Genomic DNA, 22,168 nt, shown 5'->3' with positions numbered 1-22,168 from the left:
GCGCTCAGCGCGGGACCCGCCACCGGCCGGGCGGTAGCCTGCTCGTGAGGACAACCATGGCCGATGAGGTACGCATCCGGCTCCTCGGCGGATTCGCGGTGGCGGTCGGAGACCGCCCGGTGGCCGCCGGGGCGTGGCGGCTGCGCAAGGCCCGCAGCCTGCTGAAGCTGCTGTGCCTGGCACCGGGCCACCGGATGCACCGCGAGAAGCTCTACGACCTCCTGTGGCCCGACCTCGACCCGTCGTCCGCCTCGAACAACCTGCACCAGGTGCTGCACGCCGCGCGCCGCGCGCTGGCCTCCGCGGGAAGCCCCGGGGACGTCCTGGTCCTCCGCGACGACCTGGTGCTGCTCGGCCCCGACGGCGGGGTGCGCGTCGACCTCGACGAGCTCTACGAGGCGGTCCGGCTGACCGCGGAAGACGGCACCGCGGCGCGGTACCGGGCCGCGCTCGCCCTGGCCGAACCCGGACTGCTCCCCGAGGACCCGTACGAGCCCTGGACGGACGAGGCGGCCGCCGCGCTCGAGACCCGGCGCACCGCGCTGAGACTGGGACTGGCCGAGGCGCTGCGGCGCGAGGACCGCCCGGCCGAGGCCGTCGACGTCCTGCGGGCGCTGGTCGCCGAGGACCCTCTGCACGAACCTGCCGGGCGGGCCCTGATGGGGGCCCTGGCCGACGCCGGACGGCGCCGCGACGCGCTGGCCGCCTACGAGCGGCTGCGGGACGCGCTGCGCCGCGACACGGGCGCCGATCCCGACCCCCGGACGCGCGGCCTCTACCGCGCGCTGCTGGCCGACTCCGTCGAGGTGGAGGCGGAGCGGCCCGGCGCCGCCGACACCGGGGAGGAACGGCGGGAGGCGCCCCGGCACAACCTGCCGGCGCAGCCGACCGGTCTCATCGGCCGGGAGCGCGAGACGGCGGAGGTGGAGGAGCTGCTCGGCCGCCGCGGGCTGCTCACCCTGACCGGGGCGGGCGGATGCGGCAAGACCCGGCTCGCGCTCGCCGTTGCGGCCCGCCGGACGGGCGCCCACCGGGACGGGGTGTGGTTCGTCGACCTCGCCGCGCTCACCGAACCGCCCCTCGTACCGGACGCGGTCGCCGCCGTGCTGGGGCTCCAGCTCCCGCCCTCGGGCGACGCCCGGGAAGCACTGGTCGCCCAGCTCGCCGGACGGGAGCTGCTGCTGGTGCTGGACAACTGCGAGCACCTGGTCGACGCGTGCGCCGCCCTGGTCTCCGCGATCATCGCCCACTGCCCGCGGGTCGCGGTGCTCGCGACCAGCCGGGAGCCGCTGCGCAGCTACGGGGAGCGCTGCTTCCGGGTGCCGTCCCTGGGCCTGCCGGACCCGCGCCGGCTGCCGTCCGTACCGGAACTGGGCCGCTTCGCCTCCGTACGGCTGTTCGTGGAGCGGGCCGCCGACGCCGCCCCCGGGTTCCGGCTGACGCCGGGCAACGCCGCCGACGTCGCGCAGATCTGCTTCCGGCTCGACGGCATGCCGCTGGCCCTGGAGCTGGCAGCTGCCCGGGTGCGGCTGCTGGCCCCGCGCCAGATCGCGGAACGGCTCGACGACGCCCTGGCCCTCCTCGGCCGGGGCAGCCGGCACGGCGTCACCCGGCAGGAGACGCTGCTGGCGACCCTGGAGTGGAGTCACCGGCTGCTGGACGAGGAGGAGCGGCGCCTGTTCCGCCGGCTCGCCGTCTTCACGGGCGGCTTCTCGCTGGCCGCCGCCGAGCAGGTGTGCGCCGACGGCACCGCTCGGGTGCCGGTCCTCGACCTCCTCGGCCGGCTGGCCGACAAGTCCCTAGTGACGGTCGAGCCCCACCCGGACGAGGCCCGCTACCGCCTGCTGGAGACGATCCGGCAGTACGCGGCCGAGCGCCTGAGGGCAGCCGGGGAACTGCCCGCCACGGAAGCGCGCCATCGGCGCTTCTACCTGGACCTGGTCCGGTCGCGCGACCACGAGCCCCCCACCGGGATCTCCGGAGCGCCCTCACTGGAGCTGGAGGCCGACTACGGCAACCTCCGCGCCGCGCTGCGCTCGCTGCTGCGCACCGACCCGGACGGAGCGCTGCGCCTGGCGGTCGCGCTACGGCTGTTCTGGTCGGAACGCGGGCGCCTGGCGGAGGGGCGGCGCTGGCTGGACGACGCACTGGCCGCGGCCCCGCGGCCCACGCCGCAGCGCGCCCGGGCGCTGATGGGGCAGGGCGTGCTGGCGATCCGCCTCGGGGACGGGTCCGCGCTGGAGGACATCGGCGCGCAGATCGTCGGGATCCACCAGCGGCGGGACGACCCGGCGGCCCTCGCGTACGCCCACTTCCAGCAGGCCGTCCTGCTGTGGATGCGCGGCGGCTGGTACCGGGCCCGGACGGCGCTCGACCGGGCCCGGGAGCTCGCCCGGGAGGCGGGCGACCCCGCCGTCCTCGCCGTCGTCGCCCACCACGAGGGTGTCTGGGCCGTCTGCCGCGGCGAGGCGGCGGCGGCCCGCGCGGCCTGCGCGGAGAGCCTGCGGCTGCTCGACGGGGCGGGGGAGGCGCGGGCGCCCTTCTTCCCGGTCATGACTCCGGGTTACGTGGTGGAGGAGGACGAGTCGGAGCGGCTCGTGTCGCTGTTCTTCGAGGAGACGGTGCTCGGGGGCCGCACGGTCGGCACGGCCCGGGCCCGCGGTTACGTGCTGTCCACGCTCGCCTGGGCGGCCCGCCTGGACGGCGATCCGGCCGGCGCCAGGGCGGCGGCCGAACGGAGTGCCGACTGCTTCCGCGTCCTCGCCGACCCGCACGGCGAGTCCCTGGCCCTCAACGCCCTCGGCAACATCTGCCGCGTCCGCGGCGCCTTCGACGCGGCGCGCGAGTACCTCGACGCCGCCCTGGCGCTCCGGCACCGCCTCGGCGACCGCCGTGAGGAGGGCATCACCCTCGGCTGCCTCGGCCTGCTCCGGCTGGCCGAGGGGGACACCGCCGGCGCGCGGTCCGCCGTCGCCCGCGCCCTCGCCGGGTTCGAGGAGACCGACGACATCCCGGGCGCCACCAACAGCCTGCTGCACCTCGGACTGGTGGCCCGGGCCGCGGGAGACGCGGAGGAGGCCCGCGCCCTGCTGGCCCGGGCCCGGAGGCTGGAGCACGTCGCCGGGTCGCCCTGCGCGGCCGGCTGGGTCGCGCTCATGCTGGCGCGGCTGGACTGGCAGGCGGGGGACCGCGACGCCGCCAGGGCGTCGGCCGCCCGGGCCGAGGAGCTCTTCGCCCGTCTCGGCGACCGCCGCGGCCCGGCCGCCCTGGGCCGCGCACTGCCCCACCCGCAGAGCGCGACGGCCGAGTGAGCACCGGGATCCGGCCGCCGGGATGCGCCCAGCGACCGCCGGGGCTCGACCGCGCAGTGGCGCCGACCGGCCGCCGTGCGGGCCCGCAGCGCGCCTGCCGGGGGAGCGCCGGGCCATGCCCGCGGAGAGCGCCGAGCCCCGAGCGCGCACCGAGCACGGCCGGGGAACGGCGGTTTGAACCGGGTTGGCCGGCCGCAGGCGTGGGAGGGCGGCCGGGCGGGGTCCGGCCACAGGGGGAGACGGCCGCCGACCCGAGCGCGGCCACGGACGCGACGCCGACGTTCACCGAGCCGACGCCGGCCCGACCGCCCCGCAAAGCGGCTGCTGAGTGAGTGCTAAGAGACGCTCCCTACGGTCCTCGGTGTCGAAGCGGAACACTCACCACCGAGGAGCCGGCCATGTCGATCGACACCGCGAGGGGCGTCCTGGGAGACGCCACCATCAACGAGCTGGAGGCGGGCCTGCGCGGCACGGTCGTCCGCCCGGGAGACGCCTCCTACGACCAGGCCCGCGCGGTCTGGAACGCGACCCACGACAAGCACCCGGCCCTCGTCGTGCGCTGCGCCGGGACCGCCGACGTGATCCGCGCCGTCGAGTTCGCCCGCAGCCAGGACCTGCCCGTCGCGGTGCGCGGCGGCGCCCACAGCATCGCCGGGTTCTCCACCTGCGACGACGGCGTCGTCATCGACCTCTCGCCGATGAAGGGCGTGGCCGTCGACCCCGTACGGCGCCGGGTGGCCGCCCAGGGCGGCGTGACCTGGGGCGACCTCGACCACGAGACCCAGGTCTTCGGCCTCGCCGTGACCGGTGGCCTGGTGTCGTCGACCGGCATCGCGGGCTTCACGCTGGGCGGCGGGGTGGGCTGGCTGGTGCGCCGCCACGGTCTGGCCAGCGACAACCTGACGGCGGCCGAGGTGGTCACCGCCGACGGCCGCGTGGTGCGCGCCGACGCGCGGGAGCACCCGGACCTGTTCTGGGCCCTGCGGGGCGGCGGCGGCAACTTCGGCGTCGTCACCTCGCTGGAGTACGAGCTGCACCCCGTCGGGCCCCAGATCCTGGGCGGCCTCGTCTTCTACCCCGCCGCGCAGGCCCGACAGGTCGTCACCCGCTGGCGCGAACTGACCGCGCACGCACCCGACGACCTGACGACCATGCTGGTCATGACCACCGCGCCCCCGCTGCCGTTCCTCCCGGAGGAGGTCCACGGGACCCGGGTCGTGGTGCTGGCCGGCATGTACGCGGGCACCCCGGCGGCGGGCGAGGAGGCCGTGGCGCCGCTGCGCGCCCTGGGCACCCCGATCGCCGACCTGATGGGCCCCATGCCGTACCTGGGCATGCAGACCCTGCTGGACCCCCTGTGGACGGCCGGCGCCCACAACTACTTCACCTCGGCGTTCATCGAGCCGTCCGACGCGGCGGTCGACGCGGTGCTGCGGCACCACGCGGCCACGCCGACACCCTTCAGCGAGGTGCACCTGCACCAGCTCGGCGGCGCCTTCGCCCGCGTCCCCGCCGAGGCCACGGCGTTCAGCCAGCGCGAGGCGAGCGTGCTGTGCAACGTGATCGCGCGCTCCCCGGACGCGACGGACTTCGACGCGCACGTCGCCTGGGCCCGCGAGGCCCGCGCGGACATCGCCCGCCACGGCCGCGGCGCCATGTACGTCAACTTCACCGGCGACGCCGCGCAGGACAAGGTGCGCGCCTCCTACCCCGGCGCGGTGTACGAACGGCTCGTCCGGGTCAAGGACGTCTACGACCCCACGAACCTGTTCCACCTCAACCAGAACATCCGCCCGTCGGCGCCTCACGCAGCAGCGAGCGCAGCGCCAGCCGGGTGAGGTCGGCTTCCAGGACGTCCTGGTCCGGAGCGACCGCGGCACGGAAGGGCCGGCCGGCGAGCAGGGAGATCAGCCACCAGGCCGCGGCCTCCGGCTCGATGTCGTCGCGGATGTCGCCCGCTCGCTGGCCGCGCCGCAGCAGTTCCCCGAGCGCGGCGGCGAAGTGCTGGTGGATGTCGCGCGCGGCCTCGTGGAGGGCGGGGTCGTGCGCGAGGGAGGCCGCGTCGGCGAAGAGGAAGCCGTGGGCGCCGGGCCGGTGGAAGTCGTCCATGTGGGCCGGGTCGAGGAACGCCGCCAGGACCTCCGGGACGGGCCGCCCGGCGTCGGCGGCCTCGGTGAGCCGTTCGGTCACCGAGGCCGCCGCGTGGTCGAGGGCCGCCCGGTAGAGGGCGGACTTGGAGCCGAAGTTCTGGAAGACCACCGGTTCGGTGACCCCGACCCTGCGGGCGATGTCGGAGACCTTGCCGCGCTGGTAGCCGGTCTCGGAGAAGACCTCGGTGGCGGCGGCCAGGATCGATGCCCGGCGCTCGGCCGCCGGCATGCGCGTGCGCGGCGTCCTCCGGCTGCCGTGTTCGGTCGCGGGGGTGGGGGCGTCGGACTCGGTCACGCCGACATCGTATGCGGCCCTTGCCCCTCTTCTTAGTCGGGACTAAGTTAGAGAGGTACTTAGTCCCGACTAAGTTAGGGAGTGACACTTCATGTCCCTCGGACGACTCATGCAGGGCAAGCCCCACGCGGACACCCCGGGCGTGACGATCGGGCCCGCCCGGGCCTACGAGCTGTGCGCCGAGGTCTGCTTCGGCGGCAGGCGGCGGCGTGCCTTCACCGAACTGGCCGCCCTCAGCGGCGCGCGCCCCGGCGACCGGGTCCTGGACGTCGGCTGCGGCACCGGATACCTGACCCGGCGCATGGCCGCGCGGACCGGACCGGAGGGCGAGGTCACCGGCGTCGACCCGTCGCCGACGGTCCTCGCCCACGCCCGCTGCAAGGGCAGCGGCGGACGGGACGCGGCGCCGTGCGTGTACCGGGAGGGCGTCGCGGAGGCGCTCGACCTGCCGGACGCCTCCTTCGACACCGTCGTGACCAGCCTCATGCTGCACCACCTGCCGGAGGACCTGCGGCCGAAGGCGCTGCGTGAGATGCGTCGCGTGCTGCGGCCCGGCGGACGCCTGCTTGTCGTGGAGTTCCGGCCGCCCCGCGGTGCGGTCGGCCGCCACCTGGTGCTGGCCGGACTCGGGCACGCCATGGCGCACCACCGCGTCGACCTGCTCGAGACACTCGTCGAGGATCAGGGCTTCGACGTGCGGGGGAGCGGGGACGTACGCCCCTGGCTCCGCTATGTCCAGGCCGCCCGGCCGCCGGCCGGGGATTAGCCACCCGCCGACCGGGAAGCGATGCCCGGTGGAGGGAACGGAGGAGGGAAAGGGGGGAGGGAGGCCCGCCTGCGCCAGGGCCGCGCCCCCGCTGCGTCACGTCGTACAGCCGTGCGTTTGCCGTATCGTCTGCATGGCATATTCAATCAAGTGTTTGATGGGGTGGACGTGGCGACTGACAGCAACACGAAACTGCTGGTCGAGACACTGACGGCGCAGCGTGACACGTTCCTCGTGCAGTGGAGCAGGACCGTCGGCGAGGCGCTGCAGGGCCGCCTCAGCATCGCCGAGCTGAACCGTGAACTGGGCGAGCTGTACGAGGCCGTCCTCCAGGGGCTGGTGGCGGGCGGGCTGAGCGGCCGGGGCGACGCCTTCGGCGAGGTGCGCAGCCTGCTGATCGAGCTCTCCCGGAACCGGGCCCGGCAGGGCTTCACCCCCACCGAGACCGCGCGCAGCGTGCTCGCCCTCAAGGAGGTGCTGGAGCCGACCCTCGCGGACGACCACGAGGGCGCCCGGGTGTACCTCCAGTTCGCCCGGCTGCTGGACGACCTGAGCCTGCTCACCACGGAGGCCTACGTCCGGACCCGCGAGGAGATCATCTCCTCGCAGGCCGAGCAGCTCCTGGAGCTCTCCACGCCCGTGGTGAAGCTGTGGGACGGCGTGGTGGGCGTGCCCCTGGTGGGCACGCTGGACTCGGCGCGCACCCAGGTGGTCATGGAGAAGCTGCTGCAGACCCTGGTCGACAGCAACTCGACCCACGCCATCATCGACATCACCGGCGTGCCGACCGTGGACACCCAGGTCGCCCAGCACCTGCTCAAGACCGTCGTCGCCGCCCGCATGATGGGCGCGCAGTGCACCATCTCGGGCATCCGGCCGCAGATCGCCCAGACGATCGTGGCCCTCGGCATCGAGTTCGGTGACATCCCCACCAACGCCTCCCTGTCCGAGGCGCTGCGCCAGGCACTGAACGAAGTCGCCCGCGAGGCCGACGACGACGTGCGGGGCCTGCTGTGACCAACCGTGTCCCCGTTCTCAAGATCGGCGACATCCTGCTGGTCTCCATCCAGACGGACCTGGAGGACCAGATGGTGATGGACCTCCAGGACGACCTGTCCCGCCGCATCGTCGACACCGGCGCCAAGGGCGTCGTCATCGACATCTCCGCCCTGGAGATCGTCGACTCCTTCGTCGGGCGGATGCTGGCGACCAACGCCTCCATCTCGCGCCTGCTCGGCGCGGAGACGATCGTCGTCGGGATGCGGCCCGCCGTCGCGATGACCCTCGTCGAACTCGGCCTGTCCCTCAAGGGCGTCCGCACCGCACTGAACCTCGAGCGCGGCCTGAAGCTCCTGCGGCGTCTCACCGCGGACACCGCGGGCCGCGCATGAAGGACTACGGTGCGACAACCACGGCCGAGTCCGTGTCCGTCGCCGGCAGCGGCGACGTGGTCACGGCACGGCAGATGGTGCGGACCCTCGCCCAGCGCAGCGGTCTGTCACTGGTCCACCAGACGAAACTCGTCACCGCCGCCAGCGAACTCGGCCGCAACATGCTGATCTACGGGGGCGGCGGCGTCGTGCGCGCGGCCACCGTCGCCGAGGCGGGCCGGGCCGGCATCTTCGTGGAGTTCCAGGACCAGGGACCGGGCATACCGGACGTCGATCTGGCGCTCACCGACGGCTGGACGTCCGGCAACGGCATGGGACTCGGTCTCAGCGGAGCCAAGCGGCTCGTCGACGAGTTCCACATCGAGTCGGGACCCGGCGGCACCACGGTGCGCATTGTGAAGTGGGGTCGGTGAACGCAACCCTCGTCACCGAGGCCGGCGACGTGCGCTGGCTGCGCTCGGACGTCGCCCTCGCGGCGGCCGCGCGCCGCCAGGCCGGGCAGCTCGCCCGGAGCATCTGCCTGTCCGAGGAGCGCGTCGCCCGGGTCGAACTGTGCGTCACGGAGATGGCGACGAACCTCCTCAAGCACGCCGAGGACGGCGCCCTCGCCCTGCGCGTGGTCCGCTCCCGCGACCGTGCCGCCGTGGAGTGCCTGTCCGTCGACAGCGGCCCCGGCATCGACGACATCCAGGGCGCCCTGCGCGACGGGACGTCCGGCTCCGGAAGCCTGGGCATCGGCCTCGGCGCCATTGCACGGCTGGCCGACGCCTTCGGCGTGCACTCCCTGCGCGGCCGCGGCACGGTCGTGCTCGCACGCTTCTGGGCCGGCGGCCCGGCACCCGACCCGGACCCGGTGGAGGCCGGAGGCCTGACCCGGCCGATCAGCGGCGAGCAGGTGTGCGGTGACACCTGGGCCGTGCGCACCGCCGCCGGGGACTCCTCGGACGCCCTCCTGCTGCTCATGTGCGACGGTCTCGGCCACGGACCGCTCGCCGCCCGGGTCGGGGACCTCGCCAGGGCCGCGTTCCGCGACAGCCGGGGAACCGAACCCGCCGCCGTGCTGCAGGACGTCCACGACGCCCTGCGCGGATCCCGCGGCGCGGCCGTGGCGATCGCCCTGGTCGACCTCGCCCGGCACCGCGTGGAGCTGTGCGGGGTCGGCAACATCACCGCGCTGGTCGCCGGCCGGGACAGCCGCAACGGACTGCTGTCCATGCCGGGCATCGTCGGCAGTCACCTGCCGCGCCTGCGCACCTTCGACGCGGTCCTCCCGCCCGGCACCGCTCTGGTCATGCACTCCGACGGCCTCAGCGACCGCTGGAAGCCCGCCGACTTCCCCGGCCTGCTCGCCTTCGACCCCTCGCTGGTCGCCGCGCAGATCCTGAACCAGGCCGCCGTACGCCGCGACGACGCGGGCATAGTCGTGGCCGTGCACAGGCAGCCATGAACGCCGAACAGTCCGCCCGGGAACTGATCACCATCGCCCTGCGGGAAGCGCGCGACGTGGTCACCCTGCGCCGCTGCTGCCAGTCCGCGTGCCGGGCCGTGGGCCTGACGGGCGCTCCCCTGGTCCGCCTGGCCACCGTGGTCAGCGAGGCCGGGGAACAACTGCTCGGCGCACCCGGGCTGACCGCGCGGCTCTGCCTCCAGGGCACCGACACCGTAGCCCTCTTCGCGTGCTTCCAGTGGCGCGGCCCCGTCCGGCCGCCGTCCACGCTGCTGACCGCCGCCACCCGGCTGCTCGACGACTGCCGCCTGCTCTCCGCGGACGGCCACCGCCACGAACTGGTCCTCGCCCAGCACGCTCCCGCCTCCGGGCCGTCCGCCGCCGAACTCGCCGACGCGGTACGCGCACAGCTCGCCGGGGCCGAGGGAGCGGCGGACCTGATCGACACCCTGCGCACGCAGAACCGCCAGCTCCTCGTCGCCCTGGAGGAGTCGCAGGCCCAGCAGGAGGAACTGCAGCGACTGAACGCCGAACTGGAGGAGACCAACACCGGCGTGCTGGCGCTGTACTCCGAACTGGCCGCCGAACTGGAGGAGACCAACAGCGGCGTCGTCGCGCTCTACGCGGAACTGGAGGACAAGACCCGGCAGCTGGAACTCGCGGGCGAGTACCGGACCCGCTTCTGGGCCAACGTCAGCCACGAGCTCCGCTCGCCGGTGAACTCCGTCATCGCGCTGGCCCGGCTGCTGCTGGGCCCCGGCGCGGACCCGCTGACGGCCGAGCAGCGCCGCCAGGTCGCCCTCGTCCAGACCTCTGGCAGCACCCTCCTGGCCCTGGTGGACGAACTGCTCGACGTCGCGAAGGCCGAGTCCGGCCGGCTGGAGCCCCACCCGGTCGACACGGACCTGCGGACGCTGCTGCACCAGTTGCGGGGCACCCTCCAGGGCACCGCAAGCCCCGGGGTGACCCTCGACATCCCCGATCACGCCCAGCTGCACTCCCTGTGCACCGACGAGGTCATGCTGGCCCGCGTCCTGCGCAACGTCCTGTCCAACGCGCTGAAGTTCACCGCCGAGGGCTCGGTGGCGCTGGACGTCGAGGAGCGCGAGCACGACGACGGCGCCCGCTTCGTCTTCCGGATCCAGGACACCGGCGTGGGCATCCCCGCCGACGACCTGGAGCGCGTCTTCGAGGAGTTCTACCAGGTCCGCGGAGCGCACCAGCGCGGCCGGGCCGGCACCGGCCTCGGACTGCCCTACGCCCGCCGGCTGACCGAACTGCTCGGCGGCACGCTCACCCTCGACAGCGAGATCGGCCGCGGCACCCGCGTCACCGTCGAGATCCCCGCCCACCTCCCGCAGACCGCGCCCGACGCCGAGGACACCGGGCCCGCGCCGACGGGACCGGGGCCGGACAACCGCCCCCCGGCCCCGCTCTGGCGGTCCGTCGTGGTCGTCGACGACGACGAGGCATTCCTGGCCGGGCTCCGCCCGCTCCTCGACCGGCTCGCCGGGTCCGTCACCGTCCTCACCGACAGCGGCCGCGCCGTCGCGACCGTCGCGCGGGAGCGGCCGGACGCCGTCCTCCTCGACCTCAACATGCCCTGCCCCGACGGATACGAGGTCCAGCGGCTGCTGGCCGAGGAGGCGGCGACCCGCGCCGTTCCCGTCGTGGTCCTCACCGCGCTCGACCCCGCCGACGTGGACCGCGCGCGACTCACCCACGCCCGCGCCGTCCTGAACAAGTCCCGCCTCACGGCCGCCGACCTCGCCGCCGCCGTCGGCTCCCCGCCGGCACCCCCCGTCCGGCACTCCGACATTGCCCCACCACCCACGCCGCCCAGGCCCGAGGAAAGATGACCCAGCGACCCGACAAGGACCACCGTCCGGCACACATCCTCGTCGTCGACGACGACCCGACCAACCGCTACGTCATGGCGACCACCCTCCGGCGGGCCGGGCACGAGGTCACCGAGGCCGAGGACGGCACGCGCGCGCTCGAACTGCTCGACCGCCCGGACCGGTTGCCCGAGATCGCCATCGTCGACGTACAGCTGCCGGACATGACCGGATTCGAGGTGTGCGAGCACATCAAGGGCAACCCGGCCACCGCCGCCGTGCCGGTGATCAACATCTCCGCGTCGGCCATCACCGTCAACGACCGCGCGCAGGGCCTGTACCGGGGCGCGGACGCCTACCTCGTCGAGCCGACCGCGCCCGACGAACTGCTCGCCACCGTCACCGCGACCCTGCGCTACACCCGGGCCCGCCGCCGCGCCGAACTCCTCGCGGAGCGGCTGCACCTGCTCAACCGCGCCACCGTCGCCCTGTACAGCGCCACGGACGCGCACGAACTGGTCCGGGTGACGGCCCAGGGCGCGGCGGCCATCTTCCGCTGCGAGGTGGCCGCCGTACTGACCACCCCGCAGGGCACCACCCTCGTCGCCCACACCTGGCACGACGAGGCCGACGGCACCGCGCACCCCGCCGAGCCGCAGGTCCATCCGATCCCGGTCTGGAATCCGCTGCCCCGGCGCGAGCAGATCGGCGCCCGGGTCGTACGCACCGCCCACCTCGCGCTGCCGTGCCTGCCGCCCGGACTGGAGGACCCGGCCCGCCGCCGCACCGTCGTCGGCCGGGCCAAGCCCGAGCGGCCGCCCGTCTTCATCGTCACACCCGCGGACGCCGTCACCACCGCGGACGACGACGAACTGCTCACCCAGCTCACCCAGGCCGCCGCACTCGCGCTGGAGGCGCTGCGCAGTTACAGCGAGGAGCACGCCCTCGCGCTCACCCTCCAGCGGAGCTTCCTCCCCGAGAGCCTGCCGGAGACGGCCCGCGCGGACCTCGCCGTCCGCTACCTGCCCGCGAGCGAGCACACCGAGATCGGCGGCGACTTCTACGAGGCGATCAGCACGCCCGCCGGCCTCGTCGTGGCCGTGGGCGACGTCGCCGGGCACTCGCTGGACGCGGCGATGGTGATGGGGCAGGTACGGCACGCGCTGCGGGCGTACGCCGCGGAGGGGCATCCGCCCGAGGTCGTCCTCTCCCGGCTCGACCACCTGCTCACCGCCGTGGAGCCCGGCGCCACCGTGACCCTGTGCGTCATGCTGATCGAGTTCGGCTCGGACACCCTTCACGTGGCGAACGCCGGCCACCTCCCGCCCCTCCTGCGCGACCCGGACGGCACGACCTCCTACGTGACCGAGCACGGGCCCCTGCTGGGGCTCGGCCTGACCCACCCGCCCGCACGGCGGATCACCGCGGCCCCGGGGACCCTCGTCCTGCTGGTCACGGACGGACTGGTCGAGCGCCGCCACGAGGACCTCCAGCGGTCCCTGGACGCACTCGCCGCGGTCGTGGGCGAGACCTCCGGCGACCCCGAGGAGACCTGCGCCGAGCTGCTCGACCGCCTGCCCCCGGACGGCCGCGACGACGTCGCCCTGCTGGCGGTACGCCTCAACCCGGTGCTCCCGGCCTGACCGGCCCGGGCCGCGGCGGCCGCCCGCACACCGCCCGCCCGCGCACACCGCCCCGCTGCCCCGCCGCGCCGGCCGGCGCACGCTTCGGCTGTCGGGGTGGTTGTCGCCGGCCGGCGGCGCCGCGGCGGCCACGACGGGTGGGCGGCCAGCACCATGGGGGTCCCGCGCCACCGTGACCGGCACGGTGGGACGATCTCCAGGAGGGCCCGTGACCGCCCAGCCACCGACCGTCGACACACCCCCCGCGCACTACGACGACCTGCGGGCCCTCGTCTTCAACTGCACGCTCAAGCGGTCGCCCGAACGCAGCCACACCCAGGGACTCATCGACCGCTGCACCGGCATCATGACGGCGGAGGGCGTCCACGTCGACGTGGTGCGCGCGGTGGACGAGGACATCGCCACCGGTGTGTGGCCGGACATGACCGAACACGGCTGGCGGACCGACGCCTGGCCGGGCCTGTACGAGAAGGTGCTGGCCGCCGACATCCTGGTGCTGGCCGGGCCGATCTGGCTGGGCGACAACAGCTCGGTGACCAAGCGGGTGATCGAGCGTCTCTACGCCTGTTCCAGCCTGCTCAACGACGCGGGGCAGTACGCCTACTACGGGCGGGTGGGCGGCTGCCTGATCACCGGCAACGAGGACGGCGTCAAACACTGCGCCATGAACGTGCTCTACAGCCTCCAGCACCTCGGCTACACCATCCCGCCGCAGGCCGACGCGGGGTGGATCGGCGAGGCGGGCCCCGGCCCGTCCTACCTGGACCCGGGCTCGGGCGGCCCGGAGAACGACTTCACCAACCGCAACACCACGTTCATGACGTGGAACCTGCTGCACCTGGCCCGGATGCTCAAGGACGCCGGCGGCATCCCCGCCTACGGGAACCAGCGCAGCGCCTGGGACGCCGGCTGCCGCCACGACTTCGAGAACCCCGAACACCGTTAGCCGGCGGTGCCACGGCGTTCAACGGGCCCGTCGCGGTGCTGGGCCGGGAGCCCAGCACCGGGGGCGGTGACGTCAGACGGTCCCGCTGGCCGCGATGGTGACCTTCGCCTTGGGCGTGCCGCTCTGGCTGCCGAGGCCCTCGATCCTGTCGACGATGTCCTGACCCTCGACGACCTCGCCGAAGACGACGTGCTTGCCGTCCAGCCAGTTCGTCACGACGGTGGTGACGAAGAACTGCGACCCGTTGGTGTTCCGGCCCGCGTTCGCCATGCTCAGCAGGTACGGACGGTCGTGCTTGAGGTTGAAGTTCTCGTCCGCGAACTTCTCGCCGTAGATGCTCTTGCCGCCGGTGCCGTCACCCCGGGTGAAGTCACCGCCCTGGAGCATGAAGCTGGGGATGACCCGGTGGAACGTCGAACCGGCGTACCCGAAGCCGTGCTCGCCGGTGGCCAGCTCACGGAAGTTCTTGGCGGTCTTGGGCACCACGTCGTCGAAGAGGCGGAACACGATCCGCCCGGCGGGCTCGTCGTTGATGGTGATGTCGAAATACACGTTGTCGCTCATGGTGATCAATCTAGCGCTACTTCGCCCCTCGTCCGCTCATGGTCCGGCGTGAGACTTCGCACGAAGAAGTGACCACGTGTTCGAATAGTGCGAGCGGGGGAGTGGCTACTCCTCATCCTCCCCGGCCATGACGTCCAGTACGTCGACGAGGTGGGCGTCCACCGGGGGCTCGTCGGCTCGCGGGGCCCGGTCAACGACGCCGCCTGACGCTCCGCCGACACCCCCGAACAGGCCCGTCGGCTCCAGCGGCAGTACAACGCCTACAACACCCGCGGCGGCTTCGGACGCGGCCCCGGCGGCATCGACTTCAGCACCTTCGAACTCAGCTATGTCGGCAACCCGGTCAAGGGCAAGAGCCTCGACTGCTTTGGGCTGTTCCCGCGCCGCCCACGGACAACGCGGGCGGAGGCGGCCTCGCCGACACCGGAACCCAGATCGCCCTCTGGTCCGCGCTGGCGGCCGTCCTCCTCGCCACCGGCATCACCCTGATGTGGTGGATGCGCCGCCGCAGGGCCGCGCTGCGCTAGCCCGACCCCGCGGTCGCGTTCCCTCGGCCCCGCCCCGGCTCGCCCGGGCGGGGCCGAGTCGCCTTCCGACCCGGGACCACTCGCGCCCGACTCACCTAGGCTGCGCACATGGAGCAGCGAGAGAGCATGCAGCGGGTCGTCGGCATCCTCACCGAGGCGCTCGAGATGCGCCGCCAGGTCCGCGAGAATCCCGACGCCACCATCCGCCAGACCGGGGCGGTCGCCTCGCTTCTTGAGGAGATGCTGCCCCGCATCCAGTTGCCCGCCGACGCGAGCGCCCGCGAGGTCGCGGACATCGTCACCCAGGAACTGGGCCCCGCCATCGTGCAGATCGCCTCCTGCTTCGCCTTCGCCTTCGTCCAGCTCGCCGAGGTCCACGACGCCGGACGCACCGACGCCTCCGCCGCCGACGTCCTGCGCTCCATCTCCCTGCACTTCCACCAGCAGGCCGAGGGGTAGCCGTCCGGCCGGTCCCGGAAGCGCCACCGGGCGCGTGCGTGCGGCGACGGCGGAGCCGCGGTTCCCCAGAGGGAGTCGGTCGGCGCTCACGACGGGCCACGTACCACCGCAGGGAGCTACGGTCCCGGCGCCCGTCGGGCGCGGGGCGGGCTGCGTGAACCCGCACGGCCCTCTGCGGCCGTGTCCCCCCGGGGCTCACCCCGTCCGACGAACCGGCGCGCCCGGTCGTTTCCGGACGTGGGGGGCGTGGGGGCGTGGGGGGCGTGCGGAGGTGACCCTCCGAGCCCGCGGGATGCGAGCGCCAAACTTGTACACCTCGTTTTCTTGTGTCGTTCGTGTTTGTGGAGGTAGGTTCGGCGTCATGACCGAATCCCGGAATCCGACCACCGCAGAAGCCCTGCGCGGGGCCGGCCTGCGGGTGACGGCCGCCCGTGTCGCGCTGCTGGAGACCGTCCGGGCGGGTGACCACCTCGGCGTCGAGGCGATCGCCTCCGGAGTGCGCGACCGTGTGGGCCATGTCTCCCTCCAAGCCGTGTACGAGGCCCTCCACGCGCTCACCGCCGCGAGACTCGTGCGCCGTATCGAGCCGGCCGGCAGCCCGGCCCGGTTCGAGGGGCGGGTCGGGGACAACCACCACCATGTCGTGTGCCGGACGTGCGGCGTCGTCGCCGACGTCGACTGCGCGGTCGACGAGGCCCCCTGCCTGACCGCGTCCGACGACCACGGCTTCTCGATAGACGAGGCCGAGGTCATCTACTGGGGCCTGTGCCCCGCCTGTTCCACCGCGCGCAGTTCCTGAGCTTTGTGATCCGCCCAGTTCGGAAGGATTCCCATGTCTGAGAACCACGATGCAATCGTCACGGACGCGAAGGCGGAGGGCGGAGGTGGCTGCCCGGTCGCGCACGAGCGCGCCCCCCACCCGACGCAGGGCGGCGGCAACCGTCAGTGGTGGCCGGAGCGGCTCAACCTGAAGATCCTTGCGAAGAACCCCGCCGTGGCCAACCCCCTCGGCGAGAAGTTCGACTACGCCGCCGCATTCAAGTCCCTCGACCTCCCGGCGGTGAAGCGGGACATCGCCGAGGTGCTGACCACCTCGCAGGACTGGTGGCCCGCCGACTTCGGCAACTACGGCCCGCTCATCATCAGGATGGCCTGGCACAGCGCCGGCACCTACCGGATCAGCGACGGCCGCGGCGGCGCCGGCGCCGGCCAGCAGCGCTTCGCCCCGCTCAACAGCTGGCCCGACAACGCCAACCTCGACAAGGCCCGCCGCCTGCTGTGGCCGGTCAAGAAGAAGTACGGCCAGAACATCTCCTGGGCCGACCTGATGGTCCTCGCCGGCAACGTGGCCCTGGAGTCGATGGGCTTCGAGACCTTCGGCTTCGGCGGTGGCCGCGAGGACGTCTGGGAGCCCGAGGAGGACGTGTACTGGGGCCCCGAGACCACCTGGCTCGACGACCAGCGCTACACCGGCGACCGCGAGCTGGAGAACCCGCTCGGCGCGGTCCAGATGGGCCTCATCTACGTCAACCCGGAGGGCCCCAACGGCAACCCGGACCCGATCGCCGCGGCCCGCGACATCCGCGAGACGTTCCGCCGGATGGCGATGAACGACGAGGAGACGGTCGCGCTGATCGCGGGCGGCCACACCTTCGGCAAGACCCACGGCGCGGGCCCCGCGGACAGTGTCGGCCCGGACCCCGAGGCCGCCTCGCTGGAGGAGCAGGGCCTGGGCTGGAGGAGCACGTACGGCACCGGCAAGGGCGGTGACGCCATCACCTCCGGCCTGGAGGTCACCTGGACCAACACGCCCACCCGCTGGGACAACAGCTTCTTCGAGATCCTCTTCGGCTACGAGTGGGAGCTCACCAAGAGCCCGGCCGGCGCCCACCAGTGGAAGCCGAAGGACGGCGCGGGCGAGGGCACCGTGCCCGCCGCCCACGACCCGTCGAAGAAGATCGCCCCGGCGATGCTCACCACCGACCTGGCGCTGCGCTTCGACCCGATCTACGAGCCGATCTCCCGCCGCTTCCTGGAGAACCCCGACCAGTTCGCGGACGCGTTCGCGCGGGCCTGGTACAAGCTGACCCACCGCGACATGGGCCCGAAGTCGCTGTACCTCGGCCCCGAGGTCCCCCAGCAGACCCTGCTATGGCAGGACCCGCTGCCGGAGGCCGAGGGCGAGGTCATCGGCGCCGAGGACGTCGCGGCCCTCAAGGCCAGGCTCCTCGACTCGGGCCTGAGCGTCTCGCAGCTGGTCACCACCGCCTGGGCGTCGGCCTCCACCTTCCGCGGCAGCGACAAGCGGGGCGGCGCCAACGGCGCCCGCATCCGCCTGGAGCCGCAGAGCGGCTGGGAGGTCAACAACCCCGACGAGCTCGCGACGGTGCTGCGCACCCTGGAAGGCATCCGGAGCGAGTTCAACTCCGGCGCCAGGAAGGTCTCCCTGGCCGACCTGATCGTCCTCGGCGGCGCGGCCGCCGTCGAGAAGGCCGCCAAGGACGCCGGGTACGACGTCGAGGTGCCGTTCACCCCGGGCCGCGTCGACGCGACCGAGGAGCACACGGACGCGGAGTCGTTCGCGGCGCTGGAGCCGACCGCCGACGGGTTCCGCAACTACCAGGGCAAGAGCAACCGCCTCCCGGCCGAGTACCTGCTGCTCGACAGGGCGAACCTGCTGACCCTTTCCGCCCCCGAAATGACGGTCCTCGTCGGCGGCCTGCGCGTCCTGGGCGCGACCCACGACCAGTCGAAGCTCGGCGTCCTCACCGACACCCCGGGCCGGCTGACCAACGACTTCTTCGTCAACCTGCTCGACCTGGGCACGACGTGGAAGTCGACGTCCGAGGACCAGAACACCTTCGAGGGCCGCGACGCCGCCACGGGTGAGGTCAAGTGGACCGGCACCCGGGCCGACCTCGTCTTCGGCTCGAACTCCGAGCTGCGCGCCCTCGCCGAGGTCTACGCGAGCGATGACGCGAAGGAGAAGTTCGTGAAGGACTTCGTCGCCGCCTGGGACAAGGTCATGAACCTCGACCGGTTCGACCTCGTCTGATCCGACCGCGCACCCCTTCCGGGCCGGCCCCCACGGGCCGGCCCGGACCCGTGTCCGGCCCGTGTCCGGCCCACGGTGTGACCGTCTTCATTGCGGTCGCGGCCCCCTGCGGTGAACCTCTCGCAGAACGAATGTCCGAGGAACTGTTATCCGGGACCCCCTCGGCGGTCTCCCAGGTATCGGACAGCACCGTTCGGCGTCGAGGACAGGGAAGCTTGCATGAGTACACAGGACAGGGCCGAGCTCGCGGCACTGGTGACCGCCGCCCGGGCCGGCGACCCGGAGGCTCAGGACGCCCTGGTGGCCGCGCACCTGCCGCTCGTCTACAACATCGTGGGGCGGGCCCTCAACGGCTCGGTGGACGTGGACGACGTGGTGCAGGACACCATGCTCCGGGCCCTGGACTCCCTCGGTGGCCTGCGCGCTCCCGAGAGCTTCCGCTCCTGGCTCGTGGCGATCGCGATGAACCAGGTCCGGACGCACTGGCAGGGCCGGCAGGCCGCGCCGGGCGCCGTGGAGGAGGCCGCGGAACTGGCGGACCCGGGCGCCGATTTCGTGGACCTGACCCTGGTCCGGCTCCAGCTGTCCGGCCAGCGCCAGGAGACCGCCCGGGCGACCCGATGGCTCGAACCCGACGACCGGGGACTGTTGTCCCTGTGGTGGCTGGAGTGCGCCGGTGAACTGACCCGGCCGGAGGTGGCCGAGGCCCTGGAGCTCTCCCCGCAGCACACGGCGGTCCGGGTGCAGCGGATGAAGGCGCAGCTGGAGGCCGCCCGCGTGGTCGTACGGGCGCTCGACGCCCAGCCGCCGTGCGAGGAACTGCGGACCGTGGTGGCGGCTTGGGACGGCCGGCCCTCGGCGCTGTGGCGCAAGCGCATAGCCCGGCACGCCCGCGGCTGCGCGCGCTGCTCCGGCCTGTGGAGCGGGCTGATGCCCGCGGAGGGCCTGCTGGCCGGCCTGGCGCTGGTGGCGGCGTCGCCCGCGCTGCTCGCGAAGGTGCGCGCCGCCTCCGCACCGGCCGTGGCCGGGTCGGCGACCCCGCTCGGCGCGGCCGGAGCCCGCGGCGGACCGGCGGGCGGCCCGACGGCGCACGCGTCCACGGGCGCGCGGTCCGCCGGCCGCGGCGCCGCCCGCAGGCGCCGGCGCGTGCGACGCCGCGCCGTCGGCGGCGCCCTGGTCGCCGCCTGCGTGGCCGGCGGCGGCCTGTGGTACTTCGGCATGCAGCCCGACGGGGACAGCGAGCGGGCGACACGGACCGCGGACGCCTCCGTCGCGGACCTCTCCGCGACCGGCACGCCGAGCGAGAGCGCGCCGTCGGCCTCTCCGTCCCCGTCTCCCTCCGCGTCCGAGTCGAAGAAGCCGAAGGCCTCCCACAGCCCCCGCCCGGCCACGAGCAGACCGACCCCGAGGGCATCGGTCCGGCCGACCCGCACGCCGTCCACCGCACCGCGTACGCAGGCGGCGCCTTCCGGCACGGCCGCGCAGGTGATCGCGCTGGTCAACAAGGAGCGAGCGTCCGCCGGCTGCGGCCCGCTGGCGGAGGACCCGCGCCTGCGCGACGCCGCTCAGGCCCACTCCGACGACATGGCCGCCCGCGGCTTCTTCGACCACACCAACCCGGACGGCGCCGGGCCCGGCGAGCGCATCACCGCCGCCGGCTACCGCTGGTCCACCTACGGGGAGAACATCGCCCAGGGCCAGCAGACCCCGGAGTCGGTGATGAACTCCTGGATGAACAGCCCCGGCCACCGGGCCAACATCCTCAACTGCGCCTTCAAGGACATCGGCGTGGGCATCCACAAGGGGTCCGGCGGGCCGTGGTGGACCCAGGACTTCGGCGCCAAGCAGTGACGCCCGGCCCTTTGGGCGCCGCCGGGACGGTCCGCCCCGCCCCGGGCCGCGTTTCTCGCGGAGCGCTGTCGAACGTCGGGGCACCCCCGTCCATGTTCGAAAACTGCACTTGCGCCTCTTTTCAGGCTGGAACGGACAGGCACCGGGCACACCGAGAGAAAACCCGGCATTCCGCGAGTATTCGCCGTCCCGGCTTTCCGGCGGTGGGCCCGCCGGGCGCATCGCCGGTGCGCCACGTGCGCTGAACGGTGAACAGCGTCGACCTGGCAGTGAACTTTATGGAGATCGGGTGACGATTGTGCGGTCGTCGGGGGTGAACTTGCGTGGGGTGGATCGGGAGGTCAGGGTGGGCGGATGCCTGCGCGCCGGACGCGCAGGGGATTGCGGCGAATTCCCCGTGCAACAGATAGTTGGATCATGAATTTGTTCAACCGTGTAGCGCCCTCACGCCGTTCGGCGCCTTCCTCCGCGCCCGAACTCGGGGATGCCCGGGATGGTCGGCCGAATTCCACCGGTACGGTCGTCGCGGATCCGGCGCTGGCCGCGCTGACCGGAGAGTGGATGATCGACCCCGCCCACAGCGCGATCGGTTTCTCGGTCCGTCACGCGATGGTGAGTACGGTCCGTGGATATTTCGCCGAATACCGGAGCAGCCTCGTCTTCGACGGCACTGACCCGGCCCGGTCCCGGGCGGACATCATGATCTCCACCGCGAGCGTGCGCACCGGTGTGGAACAGCGCGACGTCCACTTGATGGGCCGTGACTTCCTGGACGTCAGGGCCTACCCGCAGATGCGCTTCACCAGTACGGCCGTCCAGCTCGCGGAGTCCGACCTCTACCGCATGACCGGCGACCTCACCATCAAGAAGGTCACCCGGCCCGTCGTGCTGGACCTCACCTACATCGGGCACGTGACCGACCCCTTCGGCTACGAGCGGGTCGGCTTCGACGGCACGACCACCATCAACCGCACCGAATGGGGCCTGACGTACGACAGCAGGCTGGCCGAGGGCGGCGCCATGGTCAGTGAGAAGGTGCGCCTGCAGTTCGACATCGCCGCCATCCGCGCCGAGCCCTCGGCCTGACCTCCGGCTCGGCGCGGCGGGGGCGGAACGGCGGCCACCGGACGGCTGCTCCCCGGTCCCGACGCACCGGCGTGAGCCGTGCCTCTCGGCACCCCGCCATTCCCATGACCGGGGGAGGCGGGTTATTGTCGCGCTCTGCGAGATCTTGTACGGAGGTGCCCGGGATGGAGAACAGCGCGCCCGCACGCCGGGGCCGCCCGCCGGGCCCCCGCCCTGCCGACGGCGGGCTCACCAGCCGCCAGCGGGACATCGTGGACTTCATCGCCGCGACGGTCGAGCGTCAGGGCTACCCGCCCTCGATGCGGGAGATCGGCGAGGCCGTGCGGCTCGCCAGCACCTCCTCCGTCGCCCATCAGCTGATGGCGCTGGAACGCAAGGGCGTCCTCTACCGCGACCCGCACCGCCCCCGCGCCTACCGCGTCCGGCGCTCCGGGGCGTCCGCCCCGGGGAAGACGGGCGAGCCTCCCGTCCAGGTGCCGCTGCTGGGCCGTATCGCCGCCGGCGCGCCCCTGCTGGCCCAGGAGATGATCGAGGACGTCTACTGCATGCCGCGGCAGATCGTGGGGGAGGGCGACCTGTTCGCCCTGACGGTCACCGGCGACAGCATGGCCGACGCGGCGATCCGCGACGGCGACATCGTGACCGTGCGGCGCCAGGACAGCGCCGACCACGGCGACATCGTCGCCGCGCTCCTGGAGGACGAGGCGACCGTCAAGCAACTGCGCCGCCAGGACGGCCAGGTGTGGCTGATGCCGCGCAACCCCGCCTACGAGCCGATCCCCGGCGACCAGGCGCAGATCCTCGGCAAGGTCGTGGGCGTCCTGCGCGTGCTGTGAGGC

The 22,168-nt window shown here is 73.4% G+C and carries 18 protein-coding genes; 16 read left to right on the top strand and 2 right to left on the bottom strand.

From position 1 onward, the window contains the following. The first annotated feature begins 56 nt into the window (after nucleotides 1-56). Nucleotides 57-3,311 (top strand): AfsR/SARP family transcriptional regulator, encoded by a 3,255-nt coding sequence (locus ACIPM1_RS25780; RefSeq protein WP_402438600.1) that lies wholly within the window; start codon nucleotides 57-59, stop codon nucleotides 3,309-3,311. Nucleotides 3,312-3,709: 398 nt separating this feature from the next. Beyond that, on the top strand, nucleotides 3,710-5,149 hold the full coding sequence (locus tag ACIPM1_RS25775) for an FAD-binding oxidoreductase (RefSeq protein ID WP_402438598.1): 1,440 nt from the start codon (nucleotides 3,710-3,712) through the stop codon (nucleotides 5,147-5,149). Here the strand turns inward: ACIPM1_RS25775 and ACIPM1_RS25770 are convergent. Further along, nucleotides 5,088-5,756 carry a TetR/AcrR family transcriptional regulator gene (locus ACIPM1_RS25770; protein ID WP_356183324.1) on the bottom strand — a complete coding sequence of 223 codons (669 nt, stop codon included), beginning with the start codon at nucleotides 5,754-5,756 and terminating at the stop codon, nucleotides 5,088-5,090. The two genes, ACIPM1_RS25775 and ACIPM1_RS25770, sit on opposite strands and share 62 nt — an antisense overlap. Before the next feature lie 91 nt (nucleotides 5,757-5,847). On the opposite strand from ACIPM1_RS25770, the gene ACIPM1_RS25765 reads away from it, so the two are divergent. The 8 genes from ACIPM1_RS25765 to ACIPM1_RS25730 all read left to right on the top strand — a co-directional run bounded on the left by ACIPM1_RS25765 (nucleotide 5,848) and on the right by ACIPM1_RS25730 (nucleotide 13,787). After that, the gene (locus ACIPM1_RS25765; protein ID WP_402438597.1) at nucleotides 5,848-6,522 is read left to right on the top strand and encodes a class I SAM-dependent methyltransferase; all 675 of its coding nucleotides are present in this window, start codon (nucleotides 5,848-5,850) and stop codon (nucleotides 6,520-6,522) included. A gap of 168 nt (nucleotides 6,523-6,690) precedes the next feature. Next, the gene (locus ACIPM1_RS25760; protein ID WP_402438595.1) at nucleotides 6,691-7,539 is read left to right on the top strand and encodes an STAS domain-containing protein; all 849 of its coding nucleotides are present in this window, start codon (nucleotides 6,691-6,693) and stop codon (nucleotides 7,537-7,539) included. Then, nucleotides 7,536-7,913: an STAS domain-containing protein gene (locus ACIPM1_RS25755; protein WP_402438594.1), complete on the top strand. Its 378-nt coding sequence runs from the start codon at nucleotides 7,536-7,538 to the stop codon at nucleotides 7,911-7,913. The genes ACIPM1_RS25760 and ACIPM1_RS25755 overlap by 4 nt, the downstream gene beginning before the upstream one ends. Continuing rightward, nucleotides 7,910-8,326 carry an anti-sigma regulatory factor gene (locus tag ACIPM1_RS25750; RefSeq protein WP_356183336.1) on the top strand — a complete coding sequence of 139 codons (417 nt, stop codon included), beginning with the start codon at nucleotides 7,910-7,912 and terminating at the stop codon, nucleotides 8,324-8,326. Before ACIPM1_RS25755 ends, ACIPM1_RS25750 begins: the two co-directional genes overlap by 4 nt. After that, complete coding sequence (locus ACIPM1_RS25745; RefSeq protein ID WP_402438592.1) at nucleotides 8,323-9,360, top strand: ATP-binding protein; 1,038 nt, start codon at nucleotides 8,323-8,325, stop codon at nucleotides 9,358-9,360. Before ACIPM1_RS25750 ends, ACIPM1_RS25745 begins: the two co-directional genes overlap by 4 nt. Continuing rightward, entirely contained in the window at nucleotides 9,357-11,219 is a 1,863-nt protein-coding gene (locus tag ACIPM1_RS25740) for an ATP-binding protein (protein WP_402438590.1), read from the top strand. The genes ACIPM1_RS25745 and ACIPM1_RS25740 overlap by 4 nt, the downstream gene beginning before the upstream one ends. Next, the gene (locus tag ACIPM1_RS25735; RefSeq protein ID WP_402438588.1) at nucleotides 11,216-12,841 is read left to right on the top strand and encodes a SpoIIE family protein phosphatase; all 1,626 of its coding nucleotides are present in this window, start codon (nucleotides 11,216-11,218) and stop codon (nucleotides 12,839-12,841) included. Before ACIPM1_RS25740 ends, ACIPM1_RS25735 begins: the two co-directional genes overlap by 4 nt. 208 nt (nucleotides 12,842-13,049) lie before the next feature. After that, nucleotides 13,050-13,787: a flavodoxin family protein gene (locus ACIPM1_RS25730; protein ID WP_356183348.1), complete on the top strand. Its 738-nt coding sequence runs from the start codon at nucleotides 13,050-13,052 to the stop codon at nucleotides 13,785-13,787. A 72-nt stretch (nucleotides 13,788-13,859) separates the two neighbouring features. Here the strand turns inward: ACIPM1_RS25730 and ACIPM1_RS25725 are convergent, their stop codons facing one another. Then, nucleotides 13,860-14,351, bottom strand: coding sequence for a peptidylprolyl isomerase (locus ACIPM1_RS25725; protein ID WP_356183350.1), 492 nt, complete (start codon nucleotides 14,349-14,351; stop codon nucleotides 13,860-13,862). Nucleotides 14,352-14,986: 635 nt separating this feature from the next. On the opposite strand from ACIPM1_RS25725, the gene ACIPM1_RS25720 reads away from it, so the two are divergent. From ACIPM1_RS25720 to lexA, 6 genes are all read left to right on the top strand, one after another. After that, nucleotides 14,987-15,337, top strand: a complete 351-nt coding sequence (locus ACIPM1_RS25720; RefSeq protein WP_356183358.1) for a hypothetical protein — start codon at nucleotides 14,987-14,989, stop codon at nucleotides 15,335-15,337. A gap of 361 nt (nucleotides 15,338-15,698) precedes the next feature. Beyond that, on the top strand, nucleotides 15,699-16,136 hold the full coding sequence (locus tag ACIPM1_RS25715; protein WP_356183360.1) for a Fur family transcriptional regulator: 438 nt from the start codon (nucleotides 15,699-15,701) through the stop codon (nucleotides 16,134-16,136). Nucleotides 16,137-16,169: 33 nt separating this feature from the next. Beyond that, nucleotides 16,170-18,392: a catalase/peroxidase HPI gene (gene katG, locus ACIPM1_RS25710; protein WP_402438585.1), complete on the top strand. Its 2,223-nt coding sequence runs from the start codon at nucleotides 16,170-16,172 to the stop codon at nucleotides 18,390-18,392. Nucleotides 18,393-18,611: 219 nt separating this feature from the next. Then, entirely contained in the window at nucleotides 18,612-20,243 is a 1,632-nt protein-coding gene (locus tag ACIPM1_RS25705; protein ID WP_402438583.1) for a sigma-70 family RNA polymerase sigma factor, read from the top strand. 417 nt (nucleotides 20,244-20,660) lie between these two features. Beyond that, nucleotides 20,661-21,329, top strand: a complete 669-nt coding sequence (locus ACIPM1_RS25700; RefSeq protein ID WP_402438581.1) for a YceI family protein — start codon at nucleotides 20,661-20,663, stop codon at nucleotides 21,327-21,329. A 164-nt stretch (nucleotides 21,330-21,493) separates the two neighbouring features. Then, nucleotides 21,494-22,165 carry a transcriptional repressor LexA gene (gene lexA / locus ACIPM1_RS25695; protein ID WP_402438579.1) on the top strand — a complete coding sequence of 224 codons (672 nt, stop codon included), beginning with the start codon at nucleotides 21,494-21,496 and terminating at the stop codon, nucleotides 22,163-22,165. The last annotated feature ends 3 nt before the right edge of the window (nucleotides 22,166-22,168 follow it).

Source organism: Streptomyces sp. NPDC086766 (assembly GCF_044746005.1).
In the GTDB taxonomy this organism is placed as follows: Bacteria; Actinomycetota; Actinomycetes; order Streptomycetales; family Streptomycetaceae; genus Streptomyces.
The sequence above is the reverse complement of the archived record's forward strand: the minus strand, read 5'-3'. Positions and strand labels throughout refer to the sequence as shown.

What these genes read in the sequence shown, in the direction of transcription:
- ACIPM1_RS25765 (WP_402438597.1), top strand. Translation starts at nt 5,848, where the DNA reads ATGTCCCTCGGACGACTCATGCAGGGCAAGCCCCACGCGGACACCCCG.
- ACIPM1_RS25740 (WP_402438590.1), top strand. Translation starts at nt 9,357, where the DNA reads ATGAACGCCGAACAGTCCGCCCGGGAACTGATCACCATCGCCCTGCGG.
- ACIPM1_RS25775 (WP_402438598.1), top strand. Translation starts at nt 3,710, where the DNA reads ATGTCGATCGACACCGCGAGGGGCGTCCTGGGAGACGCCACCATCAAC.
- ACIPM1_RS25705 (WP_402438583.1), top strand. Translation starts at nt 18,612, where the DNA reads ATGAGTACACAGGACAGGGCCGAGCTCGCGGCACTGGTGACCGCCGCC.
- lexA (WP_402438579.1), top strand. Translation starts at nt 21,494, where the DNA reads ATGGAGAACAGCGCGCCCGCACGCCGGGGCCGCCCGCCGGGCCCCCGC.
- katG (WP_402438585.1), top strand. Translation starts at nt 16,170, where the DNA reads ATGTCTGAGAACCACGATGCAATCGTCACGGACGCGAAGGCGGAGGGC.
- ACIPM1_RS25720 (WP_356183358.1), top strand. Translation starts at nt 14,987, where the DNA reads ATGGAGCAGCGAGAGAGCATGCAGCGGGTCGTCGGCATCCTCACCGAG.
- ACIPM1_RS25715 (WP_356183360.1), top strand. Translation starts at nt 15,699, where the DNA reads ATGACCGAATCCCGGAATCCGACCACCGCAGAAGCCCTGCGCGGGGCC.
- ACIPM1_RS25725 (WP_356183350.1), bottom strand. Translation starts at nt 14,351, where the DNA reads ATGAGCGACAACGTGTATTTCGACATCACCATCAACGACGAGCCCGCC.
- ACIPM1_RS25750 (WP_356183336.1), top strand. Translation starts at nt 7,910, where the DNA reads ATGAAGGACTACGGTGCGACAACCACGGCCGAGTCCGTGTCCGTCGCC.
- ACIPM1_RS25735 (WP_402438588.1), top strand. Translation starts at nt 11,216, where the DNA reads ATGACCCAGCGACCCGACAAGGACCACCGTCCGGCACACATCCTCGTC.
- ACIPM1_RS25700 (WP_402438581.1), top strand. Translation starts at nt 20,661, where the DNA reads ATGAATTTGTTCAACCGTGTAGCGCCCTCACGCCGTTCGGCGCCTTCC.
- ACIPM1_RS25780 (WP_402438600.1), top strand. Translation starts at nt 57, where the DNA reads ATGGCCGATGAGGTACGCATCCGGCTCCTCGGCGGATTCGCGGTGGCG.